This window comes from Klebsiella sp. I138, assembly GCF_051131765.1.
Lineage (GTDB): Bacteria > Pseudomonadota > Gammaproteobacteria > Enterobacterales > Enterobacteriaceae > Klebsiella.
Map to the genome: position 1 here is coordinate 1,204,838 of NZ_CP180447.1, position 20,675 is coordinate 1,225,512.

General features: G+C 55.7%; 18 protein-coding genes. 8 read left to right on the top strand and 10 right to left on the bottom strand.

Annotation, left to right across the window (positions count from 1 at the left end):
• Positions 1-325 precede the first annotated feature (325 nt).
• Complete coding sequence (locus tag ACMYSK_RS05565; RefSeq protein WP_434640889.1) at positions 326-1,357, bottom strand: AI-2E family transporter; 1,032 nt, start codon at positions 1,355-1,357, stop codon at positions 326-328.
• A 549-nt stretch (positions 1,358-1,906) separates the two neighbouring features.
• Between ACMYSK_RS05565 and mdtJ the strand changes: the two genes are divergently transcribed.
• The 3 genes from mdtJ to ACMYSK_RS05580 all read left to right on the top strand — a co-directional run bounded on the left by mdtJ (position 1,907) and on the right by ACMYSK_RS05580 (position 4,846).
• On the top strand, positions 1,907-2,269 hold the full coding sequence (mdtJ, locus tag ACMYSK_RS05570; protein ID WP_434640891.1) for a multidrug/spermidine efflux SMR transporter subunit MdtJ: 363 nt from the start codon (positions 1,907-1,909) through the stop codon (positions 2,267-2,269).
• A complete protein-coding gene (gene mdtI, locus ACMYSK_RS05575; protein ID WP_434640893.1) occupies positions 2,256-2,585 on the top strand; it encodes a multidrug/spermidine efflux SMR transporter subunit MdtI in 330 nt (109 codons plus the stop codon). Before mdtJ ends, mdtI begins: the two co-directional genes overlap by 14 nt.
• A gap of 104 nt (positions 2,586-2,689) precedes the next feature.
• The gene (locus ACMYSK_RS05580; RefSeq protein ID WP_434640894.1) at positions 2,690-4,846 is read left to right on the top strand and encodes a putative bifunctional diguanylate cyclase/phosphodiesterase; all 2,157 of its coding nucleotides are present in this window, start codon (positions 2,690-2,692) and stop codon (positions 4,844-4,846) included.
• 4 nt (positions 4,847-4,850) lie between these two features.
• Here ACMYSK_RS05580 and ACMYSK_RS05585 read toward each other — a convergent pair whose 3' ends face one another.
• Positions 4,851-5,663 (bottom strand): trypsin-like serine peptidase, encoded by an 813-nt coding sequence (locus ACMYSK_RS05585; protein WP_434640896.1) that lies wholly within the window; start codon positions 5,661-5,663, stop codon positions 4,851-4,853.
• 663 nt (positions 5,664-6,326) lie between these two features.
• Entirely contained in the window at positions 6,327-7,244 is a 918-nt protein-coding gene (locus tag ACMYSK_RS05590) for a LysR substrate-binding domain-containing protein (RefSeq protein WP_434640898.1), read from the bottom strand.
• Between the two features lie 119 nt (positions 7,245-7,363).
• Here ACMYSK_RS05590 and ACMYSK_RS05595 point away from each other — a divergent pair, with 119 nt between their 5' ends.
• Positions 7,364-8,005 carry a LysE family translocator gene (locus ACMYSK_RS05595; protein ID WP_434640900.1) on the top strand — a complete coding sequence of 214 codons (642 nt, stop codon included), beginning with the start codon at positions 7,364-7,366 and terminating at the stop codon, positions 8,003-8,005.
• A 219-nt stretch (positions 8,006-8,224) separates the two neighbouring features.
• On the opposite strand, the gene asr is transcribed toward ACMYSK_RS05595, so the two are convergent.
• Entirely contained in the window at positions 8,225-8,701 is a 477-nt protein-coding gene (gene asr, locus ACMYSK_RS05600; protein ID WP_434640902.1) for an acid resistance repetitive basic protein Asr, read from the bottom strand.
• A 183-nt stretch (positions 8,702-8,884) separates the two neighbouring features.
• Positions 8,885-10,372, bottom strand: coding sequence for a carboxypeptidase M32 (locus tag ACMYSK_RS05605; RefSeq protein ID WP_434640903.1), 1,488 nt, complete (start codon positions 10,370-10,372; stop codon positions 8,885-8,887).
• 271 nt (positions 10,373-10,643) lie between these two features.
• Between ACMYSK_RS05605 and ACMYSK_RS05610 the strand changes: the two genes are divergently transcribed.
• Positions 10,644-10,736: a KPN_01571 family protein gene (locus ACMYSK_RS05610; RefSeq protein WP_004862449.1), complete on the top strand. Its 93-nt coding sequence runs from the start codon at positions 10,644-10,646 to the stop codon at positions 10,734-10,736.
• A 34-nt stretch (positions 10,737-10,770) separates the two neighbouring features.
• On the opposite strand, the gene ACMYSK_RS05615 is transcribed toward ACMYSK_RS05610, so the two are convergent.
• Positions 10,771-12,021 carry an MFS transporter gene (locus tag ACMYSK_RS05615; RefSeq protein WP_434640905.1) on the bottom strand — a complete coding sequence of 417 codons (1,251 nt, stop codon included), beginning with the start codon at positions 12,019-12,021 and terminating at the stop codon, positions 10,771-10,773.
• A 117-nt stretch (positions 12,022-12,138) separates the two neighbouring features.
• Here ACMYSK_RS05615 and ACMYSK_RS05620 point away from each other — a divergent pair, with 117 nt between their 5' ends.
• The 3 genes from ACMYSK_RS05620 (at position 12,139) to bioD (ending at position 15,209) form a co-directional block, all read left to right on the top strand.
• Complete coding sequence (locus ACMYSK_RS05620) at positions 12,139-13,047, top strand: LysR family transcriptional regulator (RefSeq protein ID WP_434640907.1); 909 nt, start codon at positions 12,139-12,141, stop codon at positions 13,045-13,047.
• A 118-nt stretch (positions 13,048-13,165) separates the two neighbouring features.
• Positions 13,166-14,386 (top strand): sugar metabolism global transcriptional regulator Mlc, encoded by a 1,221-nt coding sequence (gene mlc, locus ACMYSK_RS05625; RefSeq protein WP_434643887.1) that lies wholly within the window; start codon positions 13,166-13,168, stop codon positions 14,384-14,386.
• 127 nt (positions 14,387-14,513) lie between these two features.
• Entirely contained in the window at positions 14,514-15,209 is a 696-nt protein-coding gene (gene bioD, locus ACMYSK_RS05630; RefSeq protein ID WP_434643889.1) for a dethiobiotin synthase, read from the top strand.
• On the opposite strand, the gene clcB is transcribed toward bioD, so the two are convergent.
• The 4 genes from clcB to ynfE all read right to left on the bottom strand — a co-directional run bounded on the left by clcB (position 15,162) and on the right by ynfE (position 20,665).
• Entirely contained in the window at positions 15,162-16,457 is a 1,296-nt protein-coding gene (gene clcB, locus ACMYSK_RS05635) for a voltage-gated ClC-type chloride channel ClcB (RefSeq protein ID WP_434640909.1), read from the bottom strand. The two genes, bioD and clcB, sit on opposite strands and share 48 nt — an antisense overlap.
• Positions 16,458-16,651: 194 nt before the next feature.
• Positions 16,652-17,260 carry a Tat proofreading chaperone DmsD gene (dmsD, locus tag ACMYSK_RS05640; protein ID WP_434640911.1) on the bottom strand — a complete coding sequence of 203 codons (609 nt, stop codon included), beginning with the start codon at positions 17,258-17,260 and terminating at the stop codon, positions 16,652-16,654.
• A 42-nt stretch (positions 17,261-17,302) separates the two neighbouring features.
• On the bottom strand, positions 17,303-18,160 hold the full coding sequence (locus tag ACMYSK_RS05645; protein ID WP_434640913.1) for a dimethyl sulfoxide reductase anchor subunit family protein: 858 nt from the start codon (positions 18,158-18,160) through the stop codon (positions 17,303-17,305).
• 54 nt (positions 18,161-18,214) lie between these two features.
• On the bottom strand, positions 18,215-20,665 hold the full coding sequence (gene ynfE / locus ACMYSK_RS05650; protein WP_434640915.1) for a selenate/tellurate reductase subunit YnfE: 2,451 nt from the start codon (positions 20,663-20,665) through the stop codon (positions 18,215-18,217).
• Between the last annotated feature and the right edge of the window lie 10 nt (positions 20,666-20,675).

The window sequence follows — 20,675 nt, forward strand, 5'->3', positions numbered from 1 at the left end:
TATTAACCTCCTGATTCGACAGATCGTTTTGATTGTCATGGTATGGCGGTCAGTGTGCGACGCGCGGAGCTGCGCATCAATTAAGCCCGGCAGAGAATCGTTAGCTTGAGAGTAATGATTTCCTGAGTGATTATGTGATGAGGATCGAGGATGGAACCGGGAGGGTCAGCTATGGGGCGATATACAGAGCCATGGTCACCGGTCTCCCGGGAGGGAAACATTGTTGCTATGAAGTAGCATCACAGATAGCGTGGCGTCCCCTTTAGTTGTACAACTGAAGAGAACCTGCCGCTGGCGGCATTGCACCGCCAGGGTGAATACAAACCTACCGACTTAAATCACTTAGCAGTACCGCAATACTCTGCCCGCCAGGGCTCTGCTCAAGTGCGATTTTGACAATAATCGTCAGCGGTACGGACAGCAGCATGCCGACTGGCCCCAGCAGCCATCCCCAGAAAATCAGTGACAGGAATACCACCAGCGTTGATAGCCCCAGGCCGCGCCCCATGATCCGCGGTTCAAGGATATTCCCGAAAACAAGGTTAATCGCCAGGTAGCCCGCCAGCACCACCAGCGCATCGTACAGCCCGCCAAACACCAGCACCTGCAAAATGGGCGGAATGGCGGCCAGGACCGAGCCAATATTCGGAATATAGTTGAGGGCAAAAGCCAGCAGGCCCCACATAAAGGCAAAACGAACGTCCAGGAGCACCAGCATGCCCCAGACGACCAGCCCGGTAACCAGGCTGATGGCGGTTTTTAACACCAGATAGTGAGAGACACTGTCGAGTGCGCGCTGAATAGCGCCCATGCCTTCCACCGGCCTGGACATCAGCTGCTGTAGCTTGGCCGGTAGCTGCGGAACTTCCAGTAGCATAAAGACCACCGTCAGCAGCAAAAGGAAGATGGAGGACATGGCGTTGGACAGCTGGGTAAGCAGGCCGGTCACCATCATCATGACCGCATTAGGGTCGATGTATTTATTCAACTCTACGACGGATACGGTAAAGCCAAATCGCTGTAGCCAGGGAGTCACGGTATGCACCGGGCCGGACAGGGAGGTGCGGTATTCCGGGAGCGTGCGCGCGAGTTCATTTAGCGAGGTGCCTAATGAGGCCAGTAAAACCACCGCCAGCATGACAATCGCACCAATTAATAATGAAATGGCCAGCACGCGGGGGACCCGACAGCGCATCATCAGGTGGACCACGGGGTTGATCACCACGGCGAGGAACAGCGCAAGGATGAACGGGACGATGATATCTGCCGCGAAGCGGATACCGGTGAGAATGATGACCAGCATGCCCAGCATGATGACAATCTTTAATCCATTAAGCGTAATGATGGGTTTGGCCATAGGTGTCCCTGAAAAATATAATCGGGTTTTCCTCACAGTGTAGACCCGAATGGTGCGATAAAATCAGTAAAAATGCATCAGCCGGACGAGGGTGTTACCTTGATAAAAGCCTACGGTGGAGAAAACTATCCTGTTGCTAAAATAAAATAATGAAGTTGCCATCATAATGGCGACTGGCATCAGTAAAAGCTAATCAAAATCAAATGTTGGACGTAAAGAAGTGCAAAGGATTTGAGTGTAATGTAGCATTATGGTACAAATTTACTGTGTATAACTACCGAGGACAATAGTCATCCGCAATGACGAGAAGCAATACCGCGGATAATTGTAATTTTATGGACAATCAGTTCAGGATGTATATTTCTAATCACCCTGCAGTTTCCTTCCTTGTCTGCCGCTTTGCCGGCGAGCAACACTGGCGCTCCGCGCTTTAGTCCTTTCTCTCTGCCTGAGTTGGCGCTATGCGCACGGCTAAACGATCTCAGAATTTTTTCGGTTTACCTTCGCTGTAAGCCGCAGTGGATTATATTCTCTAGCAGGAGAAGGATTATGTTTTATTGGATGTTATTAGCTTTAGCTATCGTTGCTGAAATTACCGGCACACTGTCTATGAAATGGGCCAGCGTCAGCGGTGGGCATACGGGTTTTATTTTGATGCTGGTGATGATTGCACTTTCTTATATATTCCTGGCGTTCGCCGTTAAAAAAATCGCCCTCGGTGTGGCCTATGCCTTGTGGGAAGGTATCGGTATTTTACTGATCACTTTGTTCAGCGTTCTGCTGTTTGATGAAACGCTTTCGCTGGTCAAAATGGCCGGTCTGGCAACGCTGGTGGTCGGGATTGTATTAATTAAATCCGGGACTAAAAAAGCGGTGAAACAACCAGAGGAGTCGGCTCATGCAACAGTTTGAGTGGGTGCACGGCGCCTGGCTGGCGCTGGCGATTGTGCTGGAAATTGCCGCGAACGTTTTTTTAAAGTTTTCAGATGGTTTCCGCCATAAAGTGTACGGCATGCTGTCGCTGCTGGCGGTGCTGGGTGCCTTCAGCGCACTCTCCCAGGCCGTGAAAGGGATTGACCTGTCGGTGGCCTATGCGCTGTGGGGTGGTTTCGGTATTGCTGCCACCATTGCGGCCGGTTGGATCCTGTTTGGCCAACGCCTGAATAATAAGGGCTGGATAGGCGTGATACTGCTGGTGACCGGCATGGTGCTTATAAAACTGGCGTAATGTGATGCCGCCTGCATGCGCGGGCGGCAAAATTTGTTCTCTGTATTATTCTTTAAAAAGAGTACTGGCGGCGCGTTGACCTTCAGCCGTAATGAGGACAGATAATGGTTAATTTGCCTGGTTGGCGCAATCTTCCCTCGGCCAAAACGCTTTCGGTTATGATCTTCCTCGCCGGCATTGGCCTTATTGTCTCAATTATCTCTCTCATCTATCTTTCCCAGCATCTGATTGGCATCAAAACCAATGAAATCGACAGACACCGATCCGTACTCTCCGTAGACGGCGCAGTGCAAACGTCGGTGAACCGCGTACTTTCGCTGGTGCTGGATAATTCGATATGGGATGACGCGGTCAAGCAAACCTATGCGCCGACGCTGAACGCCGGCTGGCTGTATGACTCCTGGGGCTCAGGCTTCAAAATTAATAATCTCTATGACGGTACCTTTGTTCTCGATCAGCATTATCGCGTGCTGTGGGGCTCGTTTCGCAGCCAGGCCTTTAATGAAACCGATATTCGATTTTTTGGCAGCGGCCTGCAAACGCTGATTACGCTGCACGCCGAAGCGTTACGCAGCGGCAAAGGCGCCTACGCCGGGATTACCCGCACCCGTGAGGGGATAGCCTTTATTGGCATCGGGCTGATTCGCCCGACAGTGGGGCGTTTGCAGGTGCACGATGACACGCGCCGCTATCTGGTCGTCACCCGGCATATTAACGCCGAGATGCTGCAAAGGTTAGGTAATACATTCCAGATCAATGGGCTGCATGAAACGCAGGGCAGCGGGGAATATAGTATTCCGCTGCGCACCAATGCCGGGGAGATCATCGGTTACCTGAGCTGGCAGCCGCGTCTGCCGGGTGCTGAGGCTGCACACGCGGCGTCAAACAGCATCAGGCTTATTGCGGTAATGGCTGCCAGCCTGATCCTGCTGTTTATCCTGTTCAGCTGCCTTGGACTGTACAAGCTATCGTGCGGGGAGAAGCTGGCGCGAAAAATCGCCATGACCGACTGGCTCAGCCAACTGCCCAACCGACGGGCGCTGATTGGGCGGTTGAATCAGGTGTGCGAAAAGTCACGGCATGAGATTCAGTGCGTGGTGTTTATTGACCTCGACGGTTTTAAAGATGTCAACGACAACTACGGTCATGATGTTGGTGATGCGCTGATTGCCCATATTGCCAGAGAGCTTCAGCAGCGGGTGCCGGCGGACGGTCTGCTGGCCCGCATGGGTGGCGATGAATTTGCCATGACCATCAGTGGAGAGCAGGCGATCGATCACGCATCGGCTTTTGCGTGGGCGGTGCTGGAGATGCTGAAATCGCCCGTGCATCTCAATGAACGTAAAATTTACATCAGCGCCAGCATCGGTATTGCCAGCGGCACTCCGGCCTCCTGTTCAAGCACCGAGCTGTTTCGCCGGGCTGATATCGCGATGTATCACTCTAAAAAATCAGGGAAAGGGCGTACATCCTGGTATGACGAGACCCTCAGCGATACCCGCCAGTATCAGCTGAATATCGAAAACGGCATTCGCCAGGGGCTGGAAAACGACGAGTTTGATGTCTGGTATCAACCCATTGTTAACGCCGATACATTGGCGATGGAGGGCGTCGAAGCGCTGCTGCGTTGGCCGCGCCGCCCGGAAGGGCCGCTGCCGCCGGATGTGTTTATCGGCATCGCAGAAAGCAGCGGTCTGATCTATGCGCTCGGGCAGTTTGCGCTCTACCGGGCCTGCTGCGATCTGCAATCGGCAGGGGAACTGATGCTGTCGGTGAATATCTCTCCCGCGCAGTTTCGCGACCCGGAATTTGAAACGCGTGTCGTACAGGTTCTTGGCCGCTGCCATTTTCCGGCCCGTCGTTTGCAAATAGAGGTCACCGAAAGCTACGTGATGGAAAATCCCGCCCGCGCCCTTGCGGCCATTGAGAATCTTAAAGCGCTAGGGGCTGCGGTCGCCCTGGATGATTTTGGCATCGGTTATTCCAGCATCGGCTATCTGCGTAGCTTTCGCTTCGATACCCTTAAGATTGATAAATCGCTGGCCGGGCTGGTTGATGTCGATGCCCAGGCCGCGGAGCTGGTTCGCGGGACGGTGCGTATCGCCGGGGCGCTGGGAATGACGGTGGTGGCCGAAGGGGTTGAGAATCAGCAGCAGCTGGCGCTGCTGCGTCGGGCTGGATGCGACCGTCTACAGGGCTTTTACTTCAGCGAACCGATGCCACTTGCATCTCTGTTACAGCTGCGCCAGCAGCAGGGCTAGCGGTTTACTCGCTGGCCAGCGCTTCCAGCCGGTCACGAAAACCGGTCACCGAAATCGCCCGGTTATCCGCCCGCCAGCGATCTTTAGGACCAGGGGCAGAACTCTGTACGGCAATAACCTGCCAGCCGGAATCGGTTTTTAACAGCAGCGGTGAACCGCTATCGCCGGGCAGGGTATCGCACTGATGTGACAGTACCGTTGTCTGCGCCCAGCCGGTCACAATGCAATCCTGATGGTTATATAAATCATCAAGATGGTCTTCCGGGTAGCCGGACTGGGTGACCTTTCTCTCTGCGACCTTCAGCGCGGCGGTGAGCGCGGCTTTATCTCCGCTAAACAGCGGGACAGGGGTAATCCCGCCGGGCGCATAGCGCAGAACAATTAAGCCAAAGTCCCACGGTGCAGCGGCCGAGGGGACAATCCAGCCGTCGCCATCGGCTTTCAGGCGTTTGCCCAGTGTCGGGTCGACGCGGCCTTCAATGCCATGAATCTCATAGACCCAGCTGCCTTTACGGGAGATAAAACGCAGGGCCACGACTTTATCCGGTTTGCCTTTTGGCGGCGTCAGCAGGCAGTGACCTGCGGTCAACGCCAGGTGCGGCGAAATGAGGGTGGCGGTACACAGATTGCCGCTGGCGGTTTCTAACTGACCAATGGCATCCCAGGGTTCCTCTGCGGGATTGCTGACCGGCTTGCGATCGTCATGACCAAAAAAAAGCGTCTTGATATCTTTCGCACTCATGCTGTCATCATCAGCGTGAGCAAGCGGGGACAGCAACCAAAATGAACACAGTAATAACAGTACGTCTTTACGCATATCACTCTCTGGGGAGAAATTATGATTTTACATATCATCCTTTCACGCGCGTCACTCGGGTGAAACGGCCGGGATGATTTTGTGTATATTGACAGTAGCAGGAGATTTAAGTTTATGAAAGTTAAGAGTAATTTTAATTAAAGCAAATGGCGAGCAAAATTACATCAAAACGGCCCTTATTTGCGGAAGAATGAAGATAACTCAACCGGTTAGCGCGTATCTCTCCGTGGTGTTATTTCCGCAGAAACCGGTGTGGGAAGCAACATAAATCGGGTTACCGAAAGTACCAAATCAGACGGAAATCCGGCGTTTGGCGAGTGGAGGTGGCATAAGATTATTTTGTGGGTAACGCCGATAAAACGACAAAAATACAAATGTACTCACCGAAAAATGCACTTCTTTACCGTGTTCTTGAATACTTTCAAAGTGAAACATTTTCTCACCGCAAATATTGTTATTCCTCTCATCCGTTGAGCAAACAGAGATGTTGTCCTGGCGATGATGACACCAGTAAATTCTTATTTCCGGTTTCGGGAGGATGTATGTCAAAAAAAGGTATTCGCGCGTTAGTTTATGTTTCCCTTGCGTCAGTTTTTATCTGGGGCGCGGCGGGATATCTGGTCGTACAGGCCGTTCACGTCATGTAAATCCTCGCAGCAGAAATCACTTCGGTGCCTGGCCTCGACGGGTTATTCCCTCGGGGAATGGCGCCGGAATATGCTCAAGTAAAAATTGATACAGCAGGGCGACGGGCTGCGGATTAAGCGTGTTCTTTGGCCACACCAGATAATAACCCTCGCCGGTCGCAATGGCTTGCGTAAACGGCAGCGCCAACAGGCCGCTGCGAATAGCCGCCAGACTCAGAAAGAGATCCCCCACCGATACGCCGTGCCCGCTCATGGCGGCCATCGTGCCTTGTTCCAGACTGTCAAAAACGATGCCCTGATTGATCTCTACCGGCGAGGGGGTTTCGGCATGCTGTAGCCAGCGTCGCCAGTCCCGACGGTCAGTTGTCGGGTGAATCAATGGACAGGCTGCCAGCCTCTGGCGTGCAGCCTCGACCATCGCCGGGGCACAAACCGGAATCAGCCATTCGGCGAACAACAGTCCATGACATTTATCTTCGCCAAAATGACCGTCTCCGAGGAGGATCGCACAATCGTAAGGCTCGCGGGTGAAGTCGACGCTGTCTCGGTCCATCCAGACGCTACTCATCTCTATTACCGGTCGCGGATGCTGCTGGCGAAAGTGTTGCAGCACATCCAGCAGCCAGCGCATGGTCAGCGTTGATGGCGATTTCAGCCGTAGCTTGCCCACCTGATGTCGTAAGGTCTGGCAGGCTCTGTCGATGGCAGAAAAATTCTCCGCCAGCGCACTGGCAAGCTGTCTTCCTGCGTCGGTAAGCGCGATTTTCGGCCCCTGACGGATAAACAGCCGGCAGTCGAACCAGGCCTCGAGCGTGCTGATATGTCGGCTGACCGCTCCGGGAGTGACGTGCAGCGTTACGGCAGCTTTGCTAAAGGAGCCAAGGCGGGCGGCGGTTTCGAAAGCGCGCAGGGCATACAGCGGAGGCATCGACATGGCTGTGAACTCTCTATGTTGAGTTTTACTCACATTCAAACTCATCATTTGTCGTTTTTCAACCCTGAAATCAAAGTAGAGAATGCGCTGACCGAAAGAGCTTAAAGTGAGTCAGAGTCATGAACTATACGTTGATGGTGGGATATGCCCTGGCGGTGCTGGCGCTGATTGCCACCCCTGGGCCGGTGGTGTTTCTGGTGACCGGTGCCGCCGCCAGGGACGGGGCTTTATGTGCACTGCGTACGATGGTGGGCAGTCATCTGGCGTCGCTGGTATTGCTTGCTGGCGCGGCCGCTATGTTGACCGGCGCGGTGGGAATCAATCCTGATATTTTGCTGCTGCTGGCGATGGCGGGGTCTGTCTATATTACACAGCTCGCCCTGCGTATGCTGTTCACACCTTCCAGAGCGTCTGGACCGGTGGCTGCGCAAGGCGGGTTGCTGGCGGGGTTTGTAACCGCGTTAAGTAATCCCAAGGACATTTTGTTCTTTGTCGCGTTTTTTCCGCAGTTTATTCATATCACCAGCGATGTTGGTCTGAGTCTGGGCCTGCTGACCGTCATTTGGGTGGCAATCGATCTGGCTGTGCTGTCGCTGTATATTTTTGCCATTCGCCGCTGGCTGGCGCCGAAGCATGCCCGCCGTTTAACGACCGTATCGGCGTGTTTTTTGTTGGTTATTGGCGTGTATGGCGTTGGCTATCATTTCTGGCGGATTTTTCGCACGATGGGCGAGTCAAGCCTGATGTCGGGAATATTCTGATGAAAGACAATCGGCGTATTGAAAGGTTACTGGCCCGCTGCGAGAGACGATCGGGTGCCGCTTTATTCAGTAAAGGAAAAAGCGAGTTGCGATCAGCGCGCAGAGGATTAACAGGATCAGGATGAGCTCAAAACGATAGCGCCGCAGCATAAGTGCCCTCCAGAAAAAAACGGCGCTGAAACAGCGCCGATTTAGGATTAACCAGACTTACCGGAAGAATTAAGCAGCCGGTTGTGCAGCAGGTTTAGCAGCCTGATGTTTAGTGGTTTTGTGATGCTTTTTGGCAGCCTGAGCTTTCTGCGCTACTGGTTTAGCGGCAGTTTTGTGGTGTTTTTTCGCAGCCTGGGCTTTCTGAGCTACCGGTTTGGTTGCGGCTTTGTGGTGTTTTTTAGCGGCCTGGGCTTTCTGCGCAGCGGCTGGTTTGGCAGCGGCTTTGTGGTGCTTTTTAGCGGCCTGGGCTTTCTGTTCAGCGGCTGGTTTGGCAGCGGCTTTGTGGTGTTTTTTAGCGGCCTGAGCTTTCTGCTCTGCAGCTGGTTTTGCGGCAGCTTTATGGTGTTTTTTGTGATGAGTGGTCTTGGCAGTGGTGCTGTGAGTTGCAGCAGCCGGAGCCTGAGTGGTGCTTACTGCATCAGCAGCGAAAGCAGCGGAAGACAGACCCATAGCAGCGGCAACGACCAGAGCTAATACTTTTTTCATTCTGATATCCTCGAAAAGGTTTTTTCATTCAACCCCACTGCGGGGCCGTTGGAAGAACTATATGCTTGTCTTATCTGGCTTTCCGTGAGTGTTTGGTATCGGCGTGTAACGATATGTACAACGTGGGACGAGGCGGGGATATCTCAAAGAAGATTGCGCCGGGAGAGCCCCGGCGCAACAGGCTTACAGGTAACGTGAGATCAGATGCTGACGGAAATAGTCGCTGTTCAGATCTTCCCCGGTGGCGTTGATAATGAGCTGCGAAGTGCTAAACCGGCTGCCGTGCTGCCAGATATTTTGCTGTAACCAGTGAAACAGCGTCGAGAAATCGCCACTGGCAATACTGGTCTCCAGCTGCGGTAGCGCGCGTTTTGCCGCGGCCATCAGCTGCGCAGCATACATGGCGCCGAGCGTGTAGGAAGGGAAGTAACCAAACCCGCCATCGGTCCAGTGAATGTCCTGCATACAGCCGTTGCGATAATTGCCGGTGGTGGAAAGCCCCAGCCAGCTCTGCATTTTCTCATCCCACAGGGCGGGAATATCGTCCACCTCGATGTCACCATCGATCAACGCGCGCTCAATCTCGTAGCGCAGAATTACGTGCGCCGGATAGCTGACTTCGTCGGCATCGACGCGGATATAGCCCGGCTTGACGCGCTGGTTCCAGGCGATGAAATTCTCACTGCTGAAAGCCGGCTGCTCTCCGAAACGCTGGCGCACGGCAGGCAACAGGCGTTTTAAGAAGGCATCGCTGCGCCCAAGCTGCATTTCGAAGAACAGGCTTTGCGATTCATGAATCGCCGTTGAGCGGGCAAGGGCTACCGGCTGATCGAGCCATTTACGCGGCAGATTTTGTTCGTAGCGCGCGTGACCCGTTTCATGAATCACTCCGAACAGGGCGCTGAGCAGGTCTTCTTCGTTATAGCGGGTGGTAATACGTACGTCCTGCGGCACGCCGCCGCAGAACGGGTGGGCGCTGATATCGAGGCGCCCGCCATCAAAATCAAAGCCCAGAATCCGCATTGCTTCCAGTCCCAGCTCACGCTGTTCGGCTACCGGGAATGGGCCCTGTGGGGCAACCGGCGGCCGCCGGGACTGTTTTTCGACAACCTCGGCGAGCAGGGTCGGCAGCCAGGATTTAAGATCGGCAAATAACACGTCAAGCCGCGCGCTGGTCATATCAGGTTCGAAAATATCCAGCAGGGCGTCATAGCGGGAGCAGCCTTTTGCTTCAGCGCGAATGGCCGCTTCTTCACGGCTGAGCTTCACCACTTCACGCAGGTTTTCAGCAAAGCCTTCCCAGTCGTTCGCCGGGCGCTGACTGCGCCAGGCATGTTCACAGCGGCTTCCCGCCAGCGATTTAGCTTCCACCAGGCTTTCCGGCAGCAGCGCCGCCTGTTCGTACTGGCGGGTCATTTCGCGCAGGTTCGCCTGTTCAACATCATTCAGGTTTTCCTGGCGCGCGTCGCGCAGTGCCTGAGCGACGCTCTTATCCGTCAGGATCTGATGCTGTAGCACGCCCAGCTCAGCCAGAGCCTCTCCGCGCGCGGCGCTGCCGCCGGGCGGCATCATGGCGAACATATCCCATCCGGCGATAGCACCGAGATGCGAGAAGCGTGACAGTCGCTGGAAGGTGCGGGTAAGTTGCTGATAGTTTTTGTTTTCAGTCATGTTTATTCTGGCCTGTTGCGAGTGAACGAAAGGCGTTGCCCGTTGACCACTACACTAGCCTGATCTGCGTCAATCTTCCAGACAGGATGCGCCGAACGTCTCGTCGGCGGCTCAGGCGAAAGATCATGAACAAACAGAAGATTGTGCCAGTTTTAACGCCTGACCGGCGTCAGGATCGAAATATTGTCATACTGATGTGGTCAAGATGGCTGATTCTTTTTTGAGCAGCGGCTACACTCATTTGAGCACAGGCCGCAGATGGGGAGTCACTATGAATCCGTTCACCATGCTGTTTATTGCACTGCTGTCTATCGATGCCGTCAGAGAATTGTTGGGTGCTTCGTCGGTATTGGGCATGTGGTGAAAGACGTGGCCCGTAAAGGCCACGTGAAGAGAGGTTATTTCAGACGTTTGTGCAGGCAAACGCCGGTAAGAAGTGCTGCCATTAACATCAGAGCGATAAAACCGCCGACGCCATTCCAGCCATATTTATGCCAGAAAATCCCGCCTAATGTCCCCGCGATACTCGAACCCAGATAGTAGCTGAACAGGTACAGCGATGACGCCTGGCCACGGGCGCGGCGAGCACGCGGACCAATCCAGCTGCTGGCGACCGAGTGGGCGGCAAAGAAGCCGGCAGAGAACAGCAGCATGCCGGCGAAAATCAGCCACAGAGATGAGAACAGCGTCAGCATCAGCCCGGCCAGCATAACGGCGGTAAAGGCGAGCATGACCGGACCGCGTCCGTAACGCGCGGTCATTGCTCCGGCCTTCGGTGAGCTCCAGGTCCCGGTCAAATAGGCCACGGAGAGCAGGCCAACCACCGCCTGATTCAGCGACCACGGCGACATCATCAGGCGATAGCCAATGTAGTTGAACAGCGTAACGAACGATCCCATCAGCAGGAACCCTTCGAGAAACAGCAGCGGCAGCCCGCGATCGCGCCAGTGCAGGTGCAGGTTAATCAGCAGGGTTTTGGGGCGCAGCGAACTGGGGCGAAAGTGCCGTGATTCGGGCAGAATTCGCCAGAACATAATGGCTGATGCGAGCGCAAAACAGCTGATGACCGCCAGCGCGACGCGCCAGCCGAAGAAGTCGGTAAACACCCCGGTCAGCAGACGACCGCTCATGCCACCAATCGAGTTGCCGCTGATGTAGAGGCCCATGGAAAAGGCGACGACGCTGGGGTGGATCTCTTCACTCAGATAGGTCATCCCGACCGCCGCCACGCCGCTAAGCGACAGGCCAATCAGCGCTCGCATAATCAAAATGCCGTGCCAACTGGACATCATCGTAGACAGTAAGGAGCAGCATGAAGCCAGCACCAGCGCGGTGACCATCACCTGTTTGCGGCCAATAGCATCCGACAGAGGACCGGTAAACAGCAGGCCGACGGCAAGCATCGCCGTAGAAATAGACAGCGAAACGCTGCTGCTGGCTGGGGTTATGCCAAATTCCGTCGACAGCACCGGCAGAATTGGCTGAACGCAGTAGAGCAGGGCGAAGGTCGCCAGACCGGCAGAGAAAAGTGCCAGGGTGACCCGAATAAACTGGGGGGTACCGCGTTTAATAAACTGATTTGGCTGGGATATAACATTGTCGCTGACTTCGCTTGCCGGCACGGTGTCAACGGTAGTTGTACGACTCACGGAAAAATCCTTGCTGAGAACACAGAGTTAGGAGACATCACAGATCACGTTTTAAGGGTATGAAAATGTAAATATTCTGTCTAATATATTAATAATCTCAAATAAGACGTTTTAAATATGAATATCGAGCTGCGCCATCTTCGCTACTTTATTGCCGTTGCCGAAGAACTCCATTTTGGCCGGGCGGCGGCGCGGCTGAATATTTCTCAACCGCCGTTAAGTCAACAGATTCAGATACTTGAACAACAAATTGGCGCGCGTCTTTTTGCCCGGACAAACCGCAGCGTCAGTCTGACGGCGGCCGGCCGGCAGTTTCTTGCCGACAGCCGACACATCCTTAGCCAGGTCGATGATGCCGCGGCCCGGGCGAGTCGTTTGCATCACGGTGAAACCGGGGAGCTGCACATCGGTTTTACCTCCTCCGCACCGTTCATTAAGGCCGTCTCCGATACGCTATCCACCTTTCGCCGTCGGTATCCGGACGTACATATTCAGACCCGGGAAACCAACACCCGCGAGCAGATAGTGCCGCTCAATGAAGGCGCCCTCGATCTTGGCCTGATGCGCAATACTCAGCTGCCGGAAACGCTGGTCTGGGAGCGGGTGCTGCGCGAACCGCTGTTGGCGATGGTGCCGAGCGATCATCCGCTGGCGCGTCAGTCGGCCGTGAGTCTGGTTGAGCTGGCGCGCGAGCCGTTTGTCTTTTTTGATCCCCACGTCGGGACCGGGCTCTACGATGACATTCTCGGGCTGATGCGGCGCTATGGTCAGACGCCGATGATGGCTCAGGAGGTCGGCGAAGCGATGACGATTATCGGGCTGGTGGCATCGGGCCTGGGCGTATCGATATTACCGGCCTCATTTAAGCGGGTTCAGCTGGATGAAATGCGCTGGCTTCCCATCAAAGAACAGGATGCCGTGTCGGAAATGTGGCTGGTGTGGTCGAAGCACCATGAACAGAGTCAGGCGGCGCAACGCTTTCGGGAATACCTTCTTGCCGCCGCAGCGGTGAATAATTCAGACTAAAAACGGTCAAAAATGTGCGGTAAATCACAAGGCTAAGTAAAAATTTGACGAGTGCTACCGAAGTGCTTCACCATAGCTAAAAGTTTATTTCGAAGCGCGAAAATAAAGGGAGTCAATGGTGGTAGCGGACAGTCAGCCAGGCCATATCGATCAAATAAAGCAGACCAATGCAGGAGCAGTATATCGCCTGATTGACCAGCTTGGCCCGGTGTCGCGTATTGACCTCTCCCGTTTCGCGCAGCTGGCGCCAGCCAGTATTACTAAAATCGTGCGTGAAATGCTCGAAGCACATCTGGTCCAGGAGACGGAAATTCAGGAACCGGGGAGCCGCGGGCGTCCCGCTGTCGGCCTGATGGTTGAAACTGAGGCCTGGCATTATCTCGGCGTTCGTATCAGCCGCGGTGAAATTCACCTCGCGCTGCGCGATCTCAGCAGCAAGCTGGTCGTGGAAGAGCAGCTTGAGCTGGCGCTCCAGCACGAACAGCCGTTCCTGACGCGGGTCGTCGAGCATATCGACCAGTTTTTTATCCGTCATCAAAAGAAGCTGGAACGCCTGACCGCCATCGCCGTCACCATGCCGGGCATTATCGATACCGAAAATGGCGTTATCCACCGGATGCCATTTTATGACGACGTCATCGATCTGCCGCTCGGCGAGGTTTTAGCGAACCACACCGGCGTCTCGGTGTATATCCAGCATGACATCAGCGCATGGACGATGGCCGAATCGCTGTTTGGCGCCTCCCGGGGCGCGCGGGACGTGATTCAGGTGGTGATCGACCATAACGTCGGCGCCGGAGTGATTACCGATGGTCGCCTGCTGCATGCCGGCAGCAGCAGCCTGGTGGAGATAGGCCATACCCAGGTCGATCCCTATGGCAAACGCTGCTACTGCGGGAATCACGGCTGTCTGGAGACCATTGCCAGCGTCGAAAGCGTGCTGGAACTGACCCAGGTGAGGATGACCAAATCCATGAGCTCGATGCTGCATCAGCAGCCGCTGAGCGTGGAGTGGCTGTGCCAGGCGGCGCTACAGGGCGATTTGCTGGCGCGAGATATTATCAGCGGAGTAGGCCAGCACGTCGGGCGGATTCTGGCGATCATGGTCAACCTGTTCAACCCGCAAAAAATCCTGATCGGCTCTCCGTTTAGCCTTGCGGCCGATATCTTGTTTCCGGCGATATCGGACTGTATTCGCCAGCAATCCCTGCCTGCCTATAGCCGGCATATTAGCGTCGAAAGTACACAGTTTTCTAACCGTGGCACGATGGCCGGCGCGGCGCTGGTAAAAGACGCCCTCTATAACGGATCTCTGCTTATTCGACTGTTACAGGGTTAACATTTTTTCGTAGTCACACCAAAAATTGCGCTATCTCAAGCTGGTATCCGGCGGCTTCGCGTAGACTTTTCCCACAGTTTATTCCTTCTCTTCTGTATAAATCATCAACATAACTGTGGGGTTAATGATGTTTAAGCGTTTCTTTATAACAGGTACTGACACCTCTGTCGGGAAGACAGTGGTTTCTCGTGCGCTGTTGCAGGCACTTGCTGCCAGCGGCAAAAGCGTCGCGGGATACAAGCCTGTGGCGAAGGGCAGCAAAGAGACGCCGGACGGATTGCGTAACAAAGATGCGCTGATTTTACAGAGCGTGTCGTCGCTGGCGTTACCGTATGATGCTGTCAATCCCATAGCGTTAAGCGAAGATGAAAGCAGCGTGGCACACAGCTGCCCGATTAACTACGGACTGCTCTCGGATGGGCTTCAGCGCCTGAGCGGGCAGGTTGATCATGTGGTGGTCGAGGGGACCGGCGGCTGGCGGAGCCTGATGAACGACCTGCGCCCGCTGTCTGAATGGGTGGTTCAGGAGCAACTGCCGGTGGTGATGGTGGTGGGCATTCAGGAAGGGTGTATTAACCATGCGCTGCTGACCGCACAGGCCATTGCCAACGACGGACTGCCGATGATTGGCTGGGTGGCAAACCGGATTAACCCAGGCTTAGCGCATTACGCAGAAATCATCGATGTGCTGAGCAAAAAGCTGCCTGGGCCGCTGATTGGCGAACTTCCCTACCTGCCGCGCGCCGAACAGCGCGAGCTGAGTCACTATATTGACCTAACCATGCTCGGTGGCGTGATGGCGGTAGATAGAGTCCTGGCGTAACGTCCGCGAGAGCACCGATGCCAGAACACTGGCAATCAGTAAGCCGGGCAGTAATGCATACTGCCCGGTCATTTCACAAATCATCAACGTTGACATAATCGGCGCATGCGTCGTGGCCGCCAGGAAGGCTGCCATTCCGGTCAGACCAATCATAATCGCTATCCCTTGATCGTGGTGCAGCCACAGCCCGCAGAAGCAAGCAAACAGCATGCCTGTCGCCAGACCGACAAACAGGGTGGGAGTAAAGACCCCTCCCGGCGCGCCGGAGCCGCTGCTGGCCAGTACGGCAATCAATTTACACAAAAAGACCACCGCGATGGCGCTAAACAGCGGCGGCGATTGCAGATAATGCTGCACTGTGCTGTAGCCGTTGCCCCACACCGCAGGCGTCACCAACGACAGCAGACCGACAATTAACCCGCCAAGCGCCAGCTGCCAGGGCGGCGACAGGCGCAGGCGTAAAAAACAGCGATGGCTGTAGCTCATCAGCGCGATAAACAGCGGCCCGCAAAGTCCTGCCAGCAATCCGGTCGCCAGCATCAGCGCATAGTGCAGGGCGGTGAGCGACTCGTGAAATTCCACATGGTACAGCGGCGACGCACCGCCGTTGATCAACTGCGTGAGCAGCAGGGCGATCACCGCGGAAATAACCACCGGTCCCAGTGACGCAAGCATCAGCGTGCCAAATAAAATCTCGGCGATAAACAGACTGCCGGCCAGCGGCGCGTGATACGCGCTGGCCATCCCGGCGGCGGCCCCGCAGGCAACCCACAGCTTCCATTCCGCTTTTGGCGTGAACCGGCGGGCGAAAAGCGACGCGGCCAGCGCAGCCAGCAGAATCATCGCCCCTTCGCGACCAATCGCGCTGCCGGTGGTCACCACCAGCAATGACGCCAGGGATTTGATCAGGCTGGCGGGCGTATCGAACTGCCCGTCACCGGTTTCCAGCGCTTCCATATAGTCGGTGGGGGCATGCGGGCGCTGGCGGGTTCGGCGTTGCCAGAGCCAGAGCAGAGTGCCGGCGGCCAGCCCACCTGCGGCCGGCGTCAGCAAGCGTCGCCACCCGGGCAGTGCCTCAGCCGCATTGACCAGGCTTCCGCTATGATCCTTGAGGAAGAGTCCCTCAAGGATCCCCATTGCATAATGAAACAGCGCAACGGCCAGCGCCGCCAGGATACCGACCAGCGTAGCAATCAGCAGGCGACGAAACATGACCTGAACATCAGGATAATTATGGAGACGATGCATCAGAGGCTTCGGTTAGCGGGAATCATAGGCTTATTGTGATGGGAAATAAGCTTAGACGCAAAAGCTATAAATGCCGGTAGCGATGAAAAATATCCGCAGAATGAGGACGCAAAGGCGAAATTGAGTGCGTGACGTTGTCACGAAAAAGGTAAGCCATGCCGGGGATACCGGCATGGTACTTAACAAAAGAGTGCTTAACGATAAAGCGGCTTGTCGGCGACGGCGACAGGCAGCTGGCGTTGCCATTCGGCAAGCGTGGCCTGCGCCAGCTGACCGAGGGTCTGATAAAAGGGGTGTTCAGCCCCGGCGATAAACACCTCGAGGAAGCGGCCTGACCACGGCAGCAGGTGCCAGGCGAGCAGCTGTGAAAACGCCTCATCCTGCCCTGACTCACTCAGCCAGGCGGCCAGCAGCAGGAGCGTGCCAAAATGATCTTCCGGCTCCTGGCTCTGTGCCGCGTGGCCAATTCCGTTTGCCCGCATCCACTCCCGCAATGCGAGGGTGGAGTCACCAAACAGCACGTTTTCTTTGTCCAGCCAGACCGACCCCCACGGCGGCGCAGGCAGCGCCCAGGGACCAATAAACAGGCGCTGCCAGGCTTGAGGGAGCGGCTCATCGCTCTCTTTGGCAAACCCGTTAGCCAGTGAATCGGCGACCGGGAAAGGCCATTGCCCCTGCCAGCTGCCGTCTCGTAGAGCCGTTACCAGCGGTGCTGCCTGCTCGCTTTCCGGTGCAAATGAAAACAGGGCGCCCAACGTGCGGGCGCTCAATGCGACGGCGTCGCGGGAGTGAGCTTGTGTCATGTCCTCTTCCTTACAGCGGCGGGGCTGACCCTCGCCTGAAAATTAACCAGCAATTGCCATGCCGACGGTCATATGCAGACCGTAAAACAGACCGCGACCAATGAGTTCTCCGGCCAGAACCAGCAGCAGCCCGATAAATAAGCTGCCCGGCCGCGGAGTGTTACTCCGGATAAGCGGGCAGATCCAACAGCCCAGCCCCAGAGCCAGCAGCGCGATGCGCCATACCTGCCACGTTGCATAGTCCGGAACTAAGGCGCCGGCGCGCTGCACTGAGCTGTGGATAGCGTTGAGTTCGAATCCTTGTAATACCACGAGGGCAATGCTGGCAAACAGTGCCAGCACGCTCAACGTAGCGAAAAAGCGACCGTTAAACGCGACGTTAGCCACCCGCAACAACAGCGCGGCAAACAGCGGTCCGCTCAGCACCATCGTCAGAAAGAAAGATGTTGTGGTGCTGCCATTATACCATGTCGGGACGGTCTCAATCTGGTAAACCCGGGTCATCGCCAGCACAAAAACGACGCCCAGCACCATGCTGAGCAGCAGCCAGGGGCGGCTGAGCGCGGCGGGTAATTTACCGAGTGCCCCCAGCAGCCACCAGAGGCCGCCGGTGGCAAAGAACAGGGCGCCGCTGGCGATTTCATTGCTTAGCGCCGATGCACCAACGCGGTTCAGTGAATTGAACGCCCGCAGGGGGGAACCCAGGTGCAGAACCGATGCCAGAAAACCGATCCCCATCATCAGCCAGAGAAAGAACATCCGGCTGACGAGGCGCTGCTGCGCCTCGGAGTTATTGTTTAACGACATCCATCCCAGGCCGGTGACGATGGTCGCACCCGCCACGCATTGCCCCAGAACCGTAAATAGCACCAGCGGCCATTCGTGCCATCCATTACCCATTTGCTACCTCCTTGCCTGTTATCGCGTCGTTTGGACAACACCGAACGCGGGGGATCATGAGGTCGCATCCTCGACCCTGGCGATATCGACCAGGTTAGTGTGCTGCGGATTGCCTTTTGCCAGCGGTGAAGGGCGATGAGTGGTCAGGGTATTAATGCAGGCGCCATGATCGATACGATCGCCGTTCATACTGGCGTCATGCCACGCCCCCTGGCCCATGGCCGCTACGCCGGGCATGATGCGCGGCGTGACCTTTGCCGGAATGCGAAGTTCGCCACGAGGGTTAAACACGCGCACCAGATCGCCGTTTTTAATGCCGCGTTTTTCGGCATCGAGCGGGTTGAGCCACACCTCCTGACGACAGGCGGCCTGTAGCACGTCGATATTCCCGTAGGTGGAGTGGGTACGGGCTTTGTAGTGAAACCCGAAAAGTTGCAGCGGAAACTGGCTACGTAACGGGTCGTCCCAGCCTTCAAAGGTGGAGGCGTAAACCGGCAGTGGGCTAATGGTTTCATCTTTTTGCAACTGCCAGCGGGCGGCGATATCCGCCAGTTGGCTGGAGTAAATTTCAATCTTACCGGAGGGCGTTTTTAACGGATGCGCGACCGGGTCCTGGCGAAAATCACGATAGGCCACAAAATGGCCAGCAGGATCTTTACGCTTATAAATTCCCATTTCTTTCAGCGCGTCGTAGGTAGGCAGCGCGGGATCTCTGGCCAGCATTTTGGCGTACAGATGCTGGAGCCACTGGGCCTGAGTGCGTCCTTCTGTAAAGCGCTGGTGAATATCGCCGCCGAGGCGTTTTGCCACTTCGCTGAGGATCCAGTAAATCGGTTTACGTTCGAATTTCGCCGACGTAGCGGGCTGAATAAATATCAGATAGCCCATGTTCCCGGCATAGTCGTTAGGAATAATGTCTTCCTGTTCGACGGTCATCAGGTCCGGCAGCAGGATGTCGGCATACTTCGCCGATGAGGTCATAAAGTTTTCAATAACCACGATCGTCTCGCATTTGGTCTCATCCTGGAGAATTTCGTGGGTTCTGTTGATATCAGAATGCTGGTTGACAAGGGTATTCCCGGCGTAGTTCCAGACAAACTTAATCGGGACATCCAGCTTATCTTTGCCCCTGACGCCATCGCGCAGCGCGGTCATCTCCGGCCCGCGTTCGATAGCATCGGTCCAGCTAAAGCAGGAGATGGCGGTTTTGACCGGATTGACCAGCACCGGCAGACGCTCAATGGTGAGGGTGTAGGTGGATTCACGTGCGCCGCTGTTGCCGCCGTTAATGCCGACGTTGCCGGTCAGAATTGGCAGCATTGCAATCGCCCGGGAGGCCAGTTCACCGTTAGCCTGACGCTGCGGTCCCCATCCCTGGCAAATACAGGCCGGTTTGGTCATGCCGATTTCTCGGGCCAGCTTAATGATTCGGTCGGCTGGGATCCCGGTGATACGCGACGCCCACTGCGGCGTTTTGGCCGTTCCGTCCTCGCCGTTGCCCATAATGTAGGCCTTATAGTGACTATTCGCCGGGGCGTCGGCGGGCAGGGTTTTTTCGTCGTAGCCGACGCAGTATTTATCCAGAAACGGCTGATCGACCAGGTTTTCGTTAATCAAGACCCAGGCGATGCCTGCCACCAGCGCGGCATCGGTGCCGGGGCGGATGGGGATCCATTCATCCTCTCGCCCGGCGGCGGTATCGGTGTAGCGTGGGTCAATCACGATCATGCGCGCATTGGAGCGTTCGCGCGCCTGTTCCAGAAACCAGGTAATGCCGCCTCCGCTCATGCGGGTTTCCGCCGGATTATTGCCGAACATCACCACCAGCTTGCTGTTTTCGATATCAGAGGTGCTGTTGCCGTCGTTGCTGCCGTAGGTGTAGGGCATGGCGCAGGCAATCTGTGCGGTACTGTAGGTACCGTACTGATTCAGTGAGCCGCCGTAGCAGTTCATCAGCCGCGTAACCGGTGAGGCCGAAGGTGAGGAGCGGGTCATATTGCCGCCAACGATCCCCGACGAATAGTTAATGTAAACGGCTTCGTTGCCGTACTCTTTCACAATTCGTTGCAGATTCCCGGCAATGGTATCCAGCGCTTCAGCCCAGCTGATGCGCTCAAATTTGCCTTCGCCGCGTTTACCGACGCGTTTCATCGGGTAGTTCAAACGATCAGGATGATTGATGCGCCGCCGAATAGAGCGTCCACGCAGGCAGGCGCGCACCTGATGGTCGCCATAATTATCCAGCCCGGTATTATCCGTCTCAACCCAGGTCACTTCATTATCGCGAACGTGCAGACGCAGCGCGCAGCGGCTGCCGCAATTCACCGAGCAGGCGCCCCAGACTACGCGTTCTTCACTTTGGGTCGCCAACTGGACGGCCGCCGCAGCGGAGCGCACGCTGAAGGGGAGCGAAAGCCCACCGGCAGCAAGCGCCAGTGAACCTATCGCGGACGATTTGATTAACGTGCGTCGGCTGACGCCGCCAGAATGTTCCTGACTGGACATGGCTCACCCC

Bases quoted from the DNA above. Each gene is read 5' to 3' on its own strand.
- bioD (WP_434643889.1), top strand. From the start codon at position 14,514: ATGTTTAAGCGTTTCTTTATAACAGGTACTGACACCTCTGTCGGGAAG.
- ACMYSK_RS05645 (WP_434640913.1), bottom strand. From the start codon at position 18,160: ATGGGTAATGGATGGCACGAATGGCCGCTGGTGCTATTTACGGTTCTG.
- dmsD (WP_434640911.1), bottom strand. From the start codon at position 17,260: ATGACACAAGCTCACTCCCGCGACGCCGTCGCATTGAGCGCCCGCACG.
- ACMYSK_RS05590 (WP_434640898.1), bottom strand. From the start codon at position 7,244: ATGTCGATGCCTCCGCTGTATGCCCTGCGCGCTTTCGAAACCGCCGCC.
- ACMYSK_RS05605 (WP_434640903.1), bottom strand. From the start codon at position 10,372: ATGACTGAAAACAAAAACTATCAGCAACTTACCCGCACCTTCCAGCGA.
- clcB (WP_434640909.1), bottom strand. From the start codon at position 16,457: ATGCATCGTCTCCATAATTATCCTGATGTTCAGGTCATGTTTCGTCGC.
- ACMYSK_RS05580 (WP_434640894.1), top strand. From the start codon at position 2,690: ATGGTTAATTTGCCTGGTTGGCGCAATCTTCCCTCGGCCAAAACGCTT.
- ACMYSK_RS05620 (WP_434640907.1), top strand. From the start codon at position 12,139: ATGAATATCGAGCTGCGCCATCTTCGCTACTTTATTGCCGTTGCCGAA.
- mdtI (WP_434640893.1), top strand. From the start codon at position 2,256: ATGCAACAGTTTGAGTGGGTGCACGGCGCCTGGCTGGCGCTGGCGATT.
- asr (WP_434640902.1), bottom strand. From the start codon at position 8,701: ATGAAAAAAGTATTAGCTCTGGTCGTTGCCGCTGCTATGGGTCTGTCT.
- ACMYSK_RS05610 (WP_004862449.1), top strand. From the start codon at position 10,644: ATGAATCCGTTCACCATGCTGTTTATTGCACTGCTGTCTATCGATGCC.
- ACMYSK_RS05585 (WP_434640896.1), bottom strand. From the start codon at position 5,663: ATGCGTAAAGACGTACTGTTATTACTGTGTTCATTTTGGTTGCTGTCC.
- mdtJ (WP_434640891.1), top strand. From the start codon at position 1,907: ATGTTTTATTGGATGTTATTAGCTTTAGCTATCGTTGCTGAAATTACC.
- ACMYSK_RS05565 (WP_434640889.1), bottom strand. From the start codon at position 1,357: ATGGCCAAACCCATCATTACGCTTAATGGATTAAAGATTGTCATCATG.
- ACMYSK_RS05595 (WP_434640900.1), top strand. From the start codon at position 7,364: ATGAACTATACGTTGATGGTGGGATATGCCCTGGCGGTGCTGGCGCTG.
- ynfE (WP_434640915.1), bottom strand. From the start codon at position 20,665: ATGTCCAGTCAGGAACATTCTGGCGGCGTCAGCCGACGCACGTTAATC.